The 13,460-nt window shown below is 35.3% G+C and carries 9 protein-coding genes; 2 read left to right on the top strand and 7 right to left on the bottom strand.

Annotated elements, in window-relative coordinates; genetic code table 11:
- Window positions 1-84: 84 nt before the first annotated feature.
- The 6 genes from ATZ35_RS07415 to ATZ35_RS07390 form a co-directional block, all read right to left on the bottom strand.
- Window positions 85-912, bottom strand: a complete 828-nt coding sequence (locus tag ATZ35_RS07415; protein WP_208930189.1) for a GNAT family N-acetyltransferase — start codon at window positions 910-912, stop codon at window positions 85-87.
- 48 nt (window positions 913-960) lie between these two features.
- Complete coding sequence (locus ATZ35_RS07410) at window positions 961-1,350, bottom strand: FAD-dependent oxidoreductase (RefSeq protein WP_208930188.1); 390 nt, start codon at window positions 1,348-1,350, stop codon at window positions 961-963.
- A gap of 11 nt (window positions 1,351-1,361) precedes the next feature.
- Window positions 1,362-2,903 carry an ABC-F family ATP-binding cassette domain-containing protein gene (locus ATZ35_RS07405; protein WP_208930187.1) on the bottom strand — a complete coding sequence of 514 codons (1,542 nt, stop codon included), beginning with the start codon at window positions 2,901-2,903 and terminating at the stop codon, window positions 1,362-1,364.
- Between the two features lie 785 nt (window positions 2,904-3,688).
- A complete protein-coding gene (locus ATZ35_RS07400; RefSeq protein WP_208930186.1) occupies window positions 3,689-5,116 on the bottom strand; it encodes a helix-turn-helix domain-containing protein in 1,428 nt (475 codons plus the stop codon).
- The gene (locus tag ATZ35_RS07395) at window positions 5,117-5,722 is read right to left on the bottom strand and encodes a hypothetical protein (protein WP_208930185.1); all 606 of its coding nucleotides are present in this window, start codon (window positions 5,720-5,722) and stop codon (window positions 5,117-5,119) included.
- 102 nt (window positions 5,723-5,824) lie between these two features.
- Window positions 5,825-10,291, bottom strand: coding sequence for a bacterial Ig-like domain-containing protein (locus tag ATZ35_RS07390; protein ID WP_208930184.1), 4,467 nt, complete (start codon window positions 10,289-10,291; stop codon window positions 5,825-5,827).
- Window positions 10,292-10,652: 361 nt separating this feature from the next.
- On the opposite strand from ATZ35_RS07390, the gene ATZ35_RS07385 reads away from it, so the two are divergent.
- Both ATZ35_RS07385 and ATZ35_RS07380 read left to right on the top strand, forming a co-directional pair.
- Window positions 10,653-11,324: a hypothetical protein gene (locus ATZ35_RS07385; RefSeq protein WP_208930183.1), complete on the top strand. Its 672-nt coding sequence runs from the start codon at window positions 10,653-10,655 to the stop codon at window positions 11,322-11,324.
- Window positions 11,324-12,187, top strand: a complete 864-nt coding sequence (locus tag ATZ35_RS07380) for a sce7725 family protein (RefSeq protein ID WP_208930182.1) — start codon at window positions 11,324-11,326, stop codon at window positions 12,185-12,187. Before ATZ35_RS07385 ends, ATZ35_RS07380 begins: the two co-directional genes overlap by 1 nt.
- A gap of 40 nt (window positions 12,188-12,227) precedes the next feature.
- On the opposite strand, the gene ATZ35_RS07375 is transcribed toward ATZ35_RS07380, so the two are convergent.
- Window positions 12,228-13,424 (bottom strand): DUF998 domain-containing protein, encoded by a 1,197-nt coding sequence (locus ATZ35_RS07375; protein ID WP_208930181.1) that lies wholly within the window; start codon window positions 13,422-13,424, stop codon window positions 12,228-12,230.
- Between the last annotated feature and the right edge of the window lie 36 nt (window positions 13,425-13,460).

The raw sequence follows: 13,460 nt of genomic DNA, 5'->3' as shown, positions 1-13,460 counted from the left end.
TGCTTGCTGATTTAACAGTGTTTTAATAGAAAAATCCAGCGGCATTCGTTCGCTAAAACGAGTACCGCTGAATAGATTTACTATTTAAATTTTTTTAGCTAATTGTAATTGTGTCAGTTGTATCGTAATACCTATTTTTTCTAATTCAGCATATTCTGGTGTTGCCTTATCAAAGTTGGTGAATTTGATTGTATCAAGAATTTCTTGTTCTTTTAAAGTAAGTAAGATAGCTGTTATTAACGAGCAATTTTTTTGTTCAACTAGCTGTAATTGTTTAAGGACTAAACTTTCTCCAGAAACATCCTCAACTAGATTAAAACTGATTGAGCCAACTTTTAGTTCTTCGTGATAAATAGCATAGTTTTGTTCAGAAAAAATACTACGATTTTGCCAAGGTATCCATTTTGTTTCGCTTAACGCTCGTTCTTCTAACGGGATAGCTTTGAACTCAATGCACTCTTTTTTTCTTGTTCTAGCTGGTAAAACAACTGAACCAACTGCCAACTCATTGATAAGTTGAAACCCTTTTTCTTGGTACAATCGCCTCGCCCGCTCATTCTCTTTGATCACTTCCAAGATTAGGTACTCACATTGATGTTCTTTTGCTAATTTTTCTGCGTAATCCATCAATTTAGAAGCGACTTTGTTCCTACGATATTTCGGAACAACCGCCATACCACCGACCCACATCACTTTCGTTCCTTGAAAGGTTTGCACGCCTAACAGGATAATTCCAGCAGATTCTCCCTTGATCGAATAAATAGCCGAGAGTTTCTTTGACAGTTTTAACGATTGAATTCTCTGTTCTAACGCTTTTTGATCGACAGTTATTGGCAATAGGTAATCGCTAAAGCCTTGATTCCAGGTTTCTACAGCCTGTTGAAACTTTACGTTCTCAATTGTTGTAAACATTTTTTTGCTCCATTCATTTTAGCTTTATTCCTTTAACTATAAACGAAATTAAAAATATTCATAGCCTTTAGGAGCAATAATGTTATCAATATCTAGGTACAGCTGAAATCCTTCTTTATTACAAAGGCAAACCTGCTCTTTTTCACTATCTATAATAACTGTTTCTAAATAAAATGTAACCAGCAATTTTTCTAAGCTTCTCATAAGTTGAGCCCTAATTGGAGAATTTAGACAATCTGGCAGTAGCTCATCCGAGTGTTCAATGATCACAACTTCTTTGCCTTTGTTAGCTAGCTTAATAGCTGTTTGGCATTCTAAAACGCCGCTGCCAATAATCAAGATTCGATCAGCCAACTTATCTTCTGATACTCTTTTTAGTTCTCGCTCCATCCACGAAAATTGGTAGACTTGATGGTTTTCATCTCCAGTAAAATCCATTATCGGTCACCTCATTGCTTTAGAAGATGTTTATCTGCAACAGCATAAACATGATCCGCTACACCTGAATAAAACTGTTCATCATTTGAAATCAGCAATACACTTCCTCTAAACGCTTTTATAGCATCTTGCAAGGCTTTTCTTGAATCTACATCTAAATGATTGGTTGGTTCATCTAAAATCAGGAAATTGCTTGGTTGCATCGTCAGATCACATAATTTCACTTTTGATTGTTCCCCACCACTCAGCATAAAAATATTTTTTGAAGCAATTTCTCGTTTCAACCCACATTTTGCCAATTCGCGACGGACATCTTCATAGGTAAGTCTTGTATATTTATTGGCTAATGCTTCAATTGGTGTCCATTCAGTATTTTCCCACTCAATTTCTTGAGAGTGATAACCAGTAACAACTTGTGGTGAAAATTGTGCTTTACCAGAAATTGCTGGTACCAGTGACAGCAGTGTTTTTACTAATGTCGATTTGCCTAAACCATCTGCACCAGTGATCACGATTTTTTCCCCTTTTTTTACTTGTAAATCACGTACCGTAAGAAGCGGTTCTTTGTAGCCTACTGTTAATTCATCAATTGTCATCACATTAGGCGAACTTTGAGGCATTAGTTTAAAGGAAAAATTAGATTTCACCTTTTTCTCTGGTTCTTTCAAACGATCCATTTTTTCTAGATGTTTTCGTCTGCCTTGTGCCATTTTTGTTTTGATCCCTGCAATATTTTTCTGAATGAACGCTTCTGTTTCTTTGATTTTTCGTTGCTGTGCTACAAATTGACTTTGATACGCTTCAGCTAAATGGGCTTTTTGTTTTAAGAAATCAGTGTAGTTGCTATGGTATTTTTTGATCGAACCAAAATCAATATCACAGATACAGGTTGCGATGTTACTTAAGAATTCTGTATCATGGGAAACGATGATAAACGCATTCTCAAATGCATTTAGATAATCTGTCAGCCATTCGATATGTTCTTGGTCTAAATAGTTTGTAGGCTCGTCTAAAATCAAGACAGATGGTTTTTCTAATAGTAATTTGGCTAAAATGACCTTGATTTGATCCCCACGATTTAATGCAGCTAATGTTTGATCAGCATCACTGATGCCAAGCCCTGTGATTGCTTTGCTGATATCATTTTCAACTTCATAAAATCCCTTCATTTCCAAATTTTCTTGATAGGTTGCCGCTCTTGTTAACAATTGGTCATCGCCCGTTTCACCATATGTCTCATAAAGTTTCAACATTTCTTGTTCTGTGGCAAATAATTCTTGATAAGCAGATCTTAAAAATTCGTTGATCGTCAGCGATTGATCCATATCCACATATTGGTCTAAATATCCTAATGTAGCAGCTGGATTCCATATGATTGCTCCTGCATCGGGTAAAACGTTCCCTAAAAGCATCTTCAACAAGGTACTTTTTCCTGCACCATTTTTACCGACGATGCCCATATGTTCGTGACTTCTTAACGTAAATGAACTGTTTTCATAAAGCTGTTTATCAGGTACTGCATAAGTTAAATCTTTGACTTGTAATAATTCCATTTTAATTTCCTCTTTCATGTGGTTTCCTAGATTTTTACTAAAGAACATACAAAAAAGACCCACAGACAAAATGTCTAGGGCCTTTTAATCTATATATCCTTCAGTAAATAAGCAGACTAAATACATAGCAAATAGATGCTATTTTTTTAGTATACTAAATTTACTGATGAATAAGAAAAGCTCTTAAGCTTCTCGATTAAGCTCCATACAACACTTCATCAAACATAAGTTGTAGGGAGCTAAGAGTTGAAATATATAATACGTACATTTGAAACACCTTCCTCAGGTGTTACTCTACCATTTTGGGAAAAAATAGTCAAATTCAGATAAAACGAATAAAAATTTTCATTATTGCTACCCATTTAAGTAAGTTATAAATCAATAAGAAAAACGATGACTAAATTACCAAACATAGACAGATCTGCGGTAAATACACTTGGAGTAATTCGCTGCTTGGATAAAGTCCCCCTTTCAAAAATGTAATAAAAGAACACACTTTATCGATGTTCTTTTATTATGGATTCCTCTATTATTAAGATATAAATAAAGGAGGCTTACAATGAATCAAGAAAAAACTGCTAAAAAGTTTAAAAAACACGGAAATGTATATGCCTGGGTAACAACGATAATCTCTGAAATCGTGGATCGTATTATTTTCTAGATCCTTATTCATATAGAAACCAAGAGTAGAACAAAGCTTTCTTATCTACTCAATCCACTGACACCAAACAAGAGGATGGAACAGCAGCAGACGCTACTATTCCATCCTCTTATAATTATTGATACTACTTTCTTTTTTTATTCAATTGTAGCTCTCTATTAATTCGGACAATCTCATTACCAAAGTTACGCCAATCACTGGCTCTTGGCGGCGCCAGCCAAATCAGATTTCGTGCCGAAAAAGTTACTTGGGGAAGATAATCAGAGACAATCAAATCTGTATCTGGACGTATGACTGGCTGAAAATGTATGCTAAAAGAGTCAAAAATTTGAATCTGATTTTTAATGAAGCGATTGTATTTTTCACCTTGGGTAAAGTTCACATAAATATTGATTGTATTTTTATCGGTTTCTTCGTCATATTGCTGCGATAATACCAGTAACAGATTGAAAAACAATGATTTTTTGCTAAATTTGAATTCATCTTCTTTCAATTGATAAATAAATGTATGGCACATCTCGAATATGATTGGATAACGCTCATGAAAAAACTCCAAATCGATTGCTCGCAGCGTAAGATCTATCAACGGTGTAATAAATTGGTGCTGATAAATGGTCATCTTCACACTTGTACAAAATTCGGGACCTATTTCACTTAACTGCATATTCATCTGAAATTGTTGCTTTAATCGCTCAGTATATTCTGTGACCACATCATTTTCAAGATCACAAAATTCGAGTCTGTAAACGGATAGCTGGTTGATGATACCTCTTATTTCCACTTCTATTTCGCGATTGGTTCCCTTCAAAGTGCGTTCACTCCACTGAGCAACGGTTTGATAGATTTTATTCTTTTGATCAAATTCAACCGATTTAAAACTATTAGGTAAAAAATAGTGCTGTTTTCTTTTGACTCTTTCTAACGTGATCAATAAATAATGTTTAAACAGATATAACGTGTTTACTTCTTCACAATATAATTTAATCTCAGAAAATAATTCTTGGACCGCTAGGATATCTGATTGATTGTATAGTTCATCCGAGTCTTTATAAATTCGATAATAGAGCATATTAAAATACTGACGAATCTTCCATTCATTCCCAACTAGCTGAAAATTTTTCGATAACTTTATCTCATATTGCGCTAGTTCTTTTCGAATTCTATCAACAATTTTATAGACTACAGTTCGGCTCATCCCATGTTTTTCTCCATATTTTTTAATTGACGTAAACTGATTAAAAAATATGGTTTGCAACAATGTAAACTCCAGTGAGTCTTTTAAATATTTTTCCTCCACAACACTTGATGATACTTGTGCATCTTGGAAAAGAATGATTTCACTGCTTTGTTCGACCAACTCCATATCATCGATCAGTTCAAACTGTTTCAAGTCTTCATTTATTTCTGTGACGCTACGTTCTAATAAGTATTGGGAGATATTTAGTTCTTCACATAAAACATCTTTGCGCTCCGAAAATGAATATTGTTGCTCTAACTTTCGGATGATGGATAGTTTTAAATTCGTTCGATCGTCTAATAGCAGAAAATCCATTTATACTCTCCTTGTTCCATACAGAAGCGTACCTGATAGGAAACTCAACATATTTCCAAAGTCTGTGGAACCTTGCTGATCCGCTCCTCCAGAAGTGTTTGTGTTCATTGTTATTTTGTTTGGTTGTTCTTTTAGTAGTTCGTCATTCAACATGATTTTTGTTTTAGAGTCATTTGGGGAAGTCTGATTCACTCTTCTTTCTTTTAAATCTGAACTAGTAAAAGGATTGACCGTTACTTTTGCTATTGCAACCTCATCTTCATATGAAAATCTGACAAAATAAGTGCCTATTTCTTGTGTATTGACATTATTTTTGATCATTAGTTGGTTCAAGTTCAGTGGTTGTCCGTCTTTTCCTTTTAGTGAAACCACGTTATCTATTGGAGACCATGTTGCATTTTGTTTGATGATGATATCTTTCAAGAGAAGCTCTGTTTGATTTTCTTTGACTTCAACTATGACCGTCTCTACTTTGCCATCTACCTCATAGGTCATTTTATATTTCCCAGGAGTCGTTGCTTCTTTTCCATAAAGCGTTTCTGCTTGTAAAAAAAGTGCTGATGAAAATAGTAGTGCTGTTCCTAATATCAATGGTTTATTTTTCACTTATGCTTACGCCTCCAACCGTTTCATCCCAGTGAATAAAGGCTAAACAGAAGCATATAATGTACTGCTTCTGTTCAAGCCTTAATTTACCTTAGCGTTCAATTAATCTGTTCTTCGTTTCCTTACTCGCATCACACCAATGAGTGTGAGCGATACAGATAAGAGGCCGATCAAACTTAGATAATGGTTGATTTTCTCACCTGTTTTAGGGTAATTCCCTTGTTTATCTGGCTTAGAAATATGTGTTTGATTCTTCGTTGTTTGATTGGTTTTTGGTGCATTTTTTTCAAGTACTGTGATCGTTGCTGTAGCTGTTAATTTCTTTTCAGTTTGGTTCGCTTGTTTAGTCTTACTTTGTTTTACTTCTTGATTGGTTTGAACTGCGTAAACGACTTGCTGTTCTCCTTTTTCTTTGGTTTCAACTGTTCCATTGACTTCTACATCTTCAAAAGAAATAGCTTTTCCGTCTCGATCTGTGGCTGATACAAAGTTATCGGCGCTCTTCCAATCGTCACCTACATATATCGTTGAATCTTTTACAACTAGTGATGATTGGTCAGCTTTTACTGTGATTTTTGCCCTTTCTTTTAAGGTTCCTGATCCATAAACAACTTCATAAATACCTGCTTTTGTTGTATCTACATTTCCTGTGACAATGATATTTTGAATTGAAATTGTTTTGCCTGTTTCATCTGTTGCGGCTATAAAATTGTCAGCTGGCTGCCAGGTATCTCCCACATATATGGTTGAATCTTTCACAGCAAGTGTTGCTTGTTCCGCAACAACATGGACGACGATAGTATCTTCCTTTCCTTGGTTTTTATATGTGACGTTATAATCACCAATTTTAGCTGTATCAACACTTCCAGTGACCGTAATTTGGTCAAATGCAACAGGTTTTCCTGTTTTATCTGTTGCTTCAACGAAGTTATCGGCTGGGGTCCAGTTTGTTCCAACAGAGATTGTTGAATCTTTTCCTTGAACAGCTGTTTGATTGGCTAGTACAGTGATTTTAGCGGTTTCCTTTAATTCATTGAAACTGTATGTTACTTCATAAGTACCTGCCGTCTTCGTATCGACTGTTCCAGAAACAGTTAGCTTTTCAAACGGAACGTCTTGACCCTTTTCATCTGTCGCAGATACAAAATTATCTATCGCTTGCCATGTATCTCCCACATAGATGGTAGAATCTTTGACAGCTAGCGTTTCGTCTTTTGCACTAACAGAAATGATGGCTTGGGCTTCTTTGTCCTGATTATGATAGGTTACTTCATAATCACCAATTTTTGTGGTATCGACTGTTCCACTTACCGTAATTTGGTCAAATGCAACGGCATTTCCGTCTTGATCTTTAGCTCCGATAAAGTTATCTTCTGCGTTCCAATTTGTCCCAACATAAATAGTTGAATTTTTTACGCTGACACTTGTTTGATCTGCTTTCTTTTCTTTAAGTGGAACTTCGATCTGATTCGTATCTTTGCCTATTTTGATCTTTTTCCCATCGATATATTCCTGTGCCATCGTATAGCCTTCTGGAATACCCACTACTTTTAAGGTATATTCTCCAGACATGATCGCATCAAAATTATATTTGCCGTTTTCATCTGTAGTAAACTCACTGCGATTTTGCGTCACATTATCAATTAATTCAAATGAAACATGAGGAATGTTTATCGCTTGATTACTCTCATTATACGTGTGAAATTGTGCTTGAGCCAAATATACGACTCCTTCTGCATCTCCATCAGAAAATCTCAAAACAAGTGGCGTTGTTGTGGCTGTTCTACGAGTTTCAGTCATTTGATCTAGATTATCCGCTTTGATAATGGTTTCCGTATAAATTTGTCCAGCATTTTTAGATACTGTATTGTAAGTAATGGTAATATCTTGTGTTAACGTATAATCTGCAAAAATAATTTGAGCACCGGTTGCTGTTTGCTTGATAGTATAGGAATCTTGTGGAACATCTGCTATCGTGATTGAATTTAAATCGATGCCAGCATTGGTCGTCCCTTTGGTTGTGATATCAAAGGTTGGATTTTTAACTTTACGTGTTCCATTATTAATATTTTTTGTTTTCACTTCATTTTTTGTTACATTTTTTAATGATTCATGGCTTGTCTGAGTAGCAGATAGAATTTCTGCGCCTTCATTGTTTACTGAAACTGAGGCTGTCATTTCTTGATTTCCATATAATGGTTCTGCCGCGCTTCCAGTCACATTGATCGTTTTGGTATCGATCCAGCCATTGGCATATTTATATTCAATAATATAGCGTTTCGATGTTTTACCGAAATCAAATTGATAACTGTTTGCAGCTTCGTCAAAGGTGATTTTTGGATACGCTGCGCTGGTAGGATCTAATGGTTTATCAAAGTAGTACCCACGATCCCAATATTGTGGATAAATAGAATCCACTTGATCATTTGAAACATCATAAATATCAAACACTACATCTGCTCCAGCAGGAATCTTCGTTGAGATACTTAAGGAGTCAAACGAATCATTTCTTGCATTGACTAAAAATTGATTTTTGCTTGCCTGTAACGTTCGCTCTGAATACATTTTTCTACCAGTTCTAACGGTTGTATTAACTGTTTCATAGTCATCGGCACTTAACACGACTGGAAGCGTATCGATTGGAATACTTTTACTTTTTTCTAGACTATCAGGCACATAATTAAACCCTAGATCCAGATTGAATGAATGAGTGACTGGTGTTGAAAATTTTATCAAGCTACCGCCTTCAACTGCTGTTATCGTGTAGTCTTTATCCAGCTTGTAATAATCGTATACCCCTTTAGGCGCTCTTAATTGTAAGTAATTTGGATGTTCGATTTTGATTGTCGCATTCTTTACAGGTGTTTTGCTGCTACCAGCAATTGCGATCGTTGTATCGCCAGAATAAGCACCATTACTGTCATAATTTCCCCAGGCCGTTTCCGCATTATTCGGATTAATGATCGAAATTGGCTGCAAGTATTGGTCAGATACAAACATTATCTCCTTACCGCTATTGACGACAGGCGTACTCAGCGCAATATCAATATCTTTTTGATCAAATGGAATCATTAGCTTATTTACACTGATTTTCAAAACGCTATCTTTCGTTGCAGTTAATGTTAATTTATTATTTTCTTTCTTGATGTCAAAATAATCCGTGATTTGAGCTGTTTGGTAATCAGCCGTATACGCTGAAAATGTATAATCATTGATTGTTTGGCCATTTTTACTTTCTAAAACAATTTGTTCCCCTACTTTAGTTTGTGTAGGAATATTGTAAATATAAAGATAATAATTTCCTTTTTCTTGAAAATTAGCTCCTTGTAACGATCCTAGGCTTAGTTCTTTTAATGATTTTTGATCTTTACTCGTTTTGGCCGTAAACTCTAGACCACCATATGGCGCAGTTGAGCGGTTTATACTGACAGATCCTAATTTAGTCGTAGGATATTGATTGTAAAAACTATACGAATAATTTGAGACATTTTCTAAAGCCATCGTGCGATCCACAGATAAAGCATAGGCTTTTTGTTGGTCCATATTTGTAATGGTGATTGAGCTTCGATTAGCGACGTCCTCATTGATTGTGTAGTCTACATCTTTCGATAAGGTCTGCTTTGACTCTGGCAGTACATTTCCGTTGATATCAACATCGTATGAGAAAACACCAATTTGTTCTTTAGAAGTGTTATAAAATTTTGCTCCAGGTATATCTGATGTCGCTAACTCTAAATTTTGACTGCCAGATAAAGCTCTATCTAGATTGTAATAGATGTTCCCTTTGATTCCGAAATTATTCGTTGTTTCTTCATATTTGATTGGCGCGACTTCTTCATACAAGTCAAAATTATATTTATTTGTCGTTTGACCAGCTGTTTGGATCGTCACTAAGGGTTTTGTCTCAGTGAATACATAGCTTTTCAACTCTAAATTAAATTGAGTATCCGTAACACGTTGATTAAAGGTAATCGTCAGTGTTTGGCTTTTGGCATCGACTGCCCAAGTTGCGCCAACGTTCGCTACTTCTCCACCAACATTGGAATAACCTAAGTTATCAGGTAAGGTCATCGTATAAACTGAACCAGGCGCATAGTCCTTATCTTTGATCACAAAATTCAATTTTGCCGTTACAGGAGTTGTATTCAACACTCGGTTTAAGGTACTTTGACTATACTCCACACCTTCCATATTGGTAATGGTCATATTGGCTAAGATTTCATCCTCAATCGCTGCACCAAGCGTCGTTTCTTTTGTTTTTGGAATCGCTGTGCTCTCTGTTGTTGACTGTTCAGTTGAAGCAGGCGAGCTAGCCTCCTGCTCTCTGTCACTTTCATTTGTTTTAGTGGCTTCTTCAGTGGCTTTATCAAGATTTTCAATTAGCGGTTCTACAAATTCACTTGATAAGTTAGTTTCGGAGGTTTCTTCTACAGATGTGTCAGCTGATTGTTCAGTCGGGGAATTTTGATCTATGTTAGTAGTCGTTGTTGCAAAAGCACTTACGGTCGAACCAAAGCTTTGTGTAAGTAATACTGCAAGCATAAATATATGTAACTTTCTTTTCTTCATGAACAAACTCCTTTTTCTTACTATTTTTGTATATTTATATAATATACTTTTCTAAACTTTATTATGATTATTTTTTTACATTTTAACAAAAAATAAAAACATATATACCGTTATCCTTAAAAAATAACTGAATTATCTATAAACAGCCGATTCTTTTACTAAAAATACTAGATTTTATTTTCAAGAAACTATAATAATAAATAATTAAAAAATATTTTCTATAAAATTCAGAATTAAAATCGGGATAAACTTTCCCTATTACTGATTTAAATTTCTGCTTTTTAACGAGTAGAAAAGAAAAAACACTTTATTTTTACGAACATACGTTTTATAGTATAAGAAAAGAATAAAGGAGTTAACAATGAAAACATCATTAACCACCCAAATGGAAGAGGTTCTTTATTATTATTGTCGGGAAAATGGCGATATCGTAGTAGAAGAAGTGACTATGCCAGACGACCAAGGAATTGTTGATACGCTAAGTTGCCGCTTGACTGCAGAAAAACAATTTGAATGGCGTTGTTATGAGTTAAAAGTTAGCACAGCCGATTTCCGCTCAAAGGCCAAACTTTCATTTATTGGTAACTATAACTATTTTGTCTTACCAGAAGCTCTTTTTGCCAAAATTAAAGAAGATATCCCTAAGCACGTCGGTGTGATGGTTTATCATCAATACCTTTCAACCAAAGATCAAATGCTACCTGGCTATTTTACGATCGAAAAAAAGCCACAACGGCAAGAACTTTTGGTCAATGAACAAGAACTACTTTTCCGCTTGATTACAGCCCAGGCTCGTGAAGTCGGCAAAGCCAAACAAACCGCTCGCGGTTTACGAGTATTTTCAACAGATCAACTCTATAAAGAGCTAAAAAAAAGACAACCAGATTATGACTTATTTGGCGGAGGTATCAATTTCTATGATCGCTTCGTTGATGATATTTGTGATCAAGCAGTCGAAGCGTTAAAAAATGAATTGGATGCAACTCGTGAGGCTTATTTTGAGCTAGAACAGCGTCTTTTGGAGGGAAAATAATGTATTATCCTTATTTTCGAGGGAAACAATTTGATTTATTGGCTTTGACAACCTTGGTAGAACAACATCGTTTATCTAATAAGATCTTGCCGATCATTGAACCAGTGAAAAATTCTAATGCGTTAAAAAAATTTATTCGCTTGTTTCAAAAAGAAAATCACCCTTTTTATCTTATTCAAAATCCTCAAGCAGGTGATTTCCTGACTGAAGACGGACTGCTCTATCTACATTCTTTGTCCTTAGATAAAGCGATGATCGTAGAACAGCCTATCGAAACCTTAAGTACAGAATCCCAATTATTTGTGATCAATAATGCAACGCCAGCCCTTCAAAGCGATTGGCAATCTAATCAAATAAAGGTCCTACTACCACAAGAATTTCGTTTGCTGCAAAAAGTCAAAGGCGCTAAAATTCTTTCACAAGATGTTTTTACTAGACTGCCTAAAACAAGTTTTTATCAAGAATGTCCGGATGAATTTTTTTCTGATACTCATTTAACCTTTCAAAAAAGCGGTTTTATTGGCTTTAGTGATTTTTCTATTGATAGTCGCATTTATTATGAACATAGTTATCCTTCAAAAATCTTAAGCCTCCATCTTGTCTATTTTGAACATGATCAATTGCGAATCCATCATTTTCTTTCAAGCGAAGATGCTCCGAGTCAAAAAGATCAGTTCTTTGAACTCATGGCTGAGGTGAGTGATTGGGGGAACAGATTGTATGGTGAGCATGTAACATTTGGGATTGAATTATTACTTGAATCAGTTTCGAAAGAAAAATTTCCTGGTATGGGCGTGATGAGAAAAGCGGCTGTAATGCACCACATGGAACTGATGTCTCGTTACCTTGATCAACATAAATAGGTTAAAGTTGAACTTTCCAGCTTAACTTTAACCTATTTATTCACTCTTGCTCTTCTTGTTTTTCTGAAGCTAGTTTCACCTTCACTTCAAAGGTATTATTGATATTTTGTGCCATTTTCTGTAGATTTTGGAGTAATAAAACGATCCAGCTAAATGCCAACATAAATGATAATAACTCAAATGCTGTCAATGAGAGATAACTCGTCCATTGAAATAGCACAACAACCACAACTAAGGTCGCTGCGATCATATAAGAAATCGACAAAAACTCTTTCGTTACATTCGGCAATAGCCATTTGATCCCTACAATCAAAATAACGATCAAATACACTAAATAACCAGCTACTTGATTGTGAACGCCTTGAAAAGGCCCCGTTTCAGTGTAAGGAAATAATCCGACAGCCCCAAGATCTAGCGCTGTTAATGTCAGTAAAACTCTTAAGATCGTCAATCGTTTACTATGGGGGATCGCTTTTTGCAACTCTACAAATAATCCATCAATCAACGCTACCATCAGTAAGGAAGAAAACATCAGCGTTAAATTAAATTGCCAACTACTTTTCGCTTCAATCGTTCCTAAAAAGCTAAAGTTAAATTGCCACCATTGATAATCTTTATTTGTGATCATCGCCAGTAGAACACCACCAATAATCACGAAAATCAATAGATTTGTCAGTTTAGCTGGTGTAATCGACAACGCTGAATAAATCATAAAATAATTGACTAAACCAACAAAAACAAAAAATAGCAGTGTTGCTGTATAACGGTCAAATGTTGCACCAATAAAAACAAGTCCAATCACTTTGAAAAAAACAAGTAATGCAAAAACTAAAATAACAATAAATGACAGTAAAATCGTAGGAAAATTTCGCCAGTAAATATCCTTTGATTTCGTTGTGACTTGAGCTCTTTTTCCTTTAATAAAAAAGAGTAAGAAGCTAAAGACGCCACTTAACACCCCAAATGACAGCACAAAGTTCGCAATTGAATATGCCCCTACTAACGCAATTTGGGTTTTGTCAGTATAAAATAAGTACCCTAAAAATAAAAGGCTGATCACCGTTGTCGGAATCAAAAACCATCTTAATGAAAGGGTTTGATTCCCTGGTGCTTTCTTTTTTGGTTCAATCACTATTTTTTGATCCTTGATACTTACCGTCACTTCATCTTCGTTTTCTAAATGAAATTCTTCTACTATTTTTTCAGGTATCGTTATACTAAATGTATTTTTTCCCACACCCGTTCCCCCTATTCTTAAGTTAACACCTCATAA

Source organism: Enterococcus rotai (assembly GCF_001465345.1).
GTDB classification, from domain to species: Bacteria; Bacillota; Bacilli; order Lactobacillales; family Enterococcaceae; genus Enterococcus_L; species Enterococcus_L rotai.
Note: the sequence above shows the minus strand (reverse complement) of the source record. Positions and strands in the feature narration are given on the sequence as shown.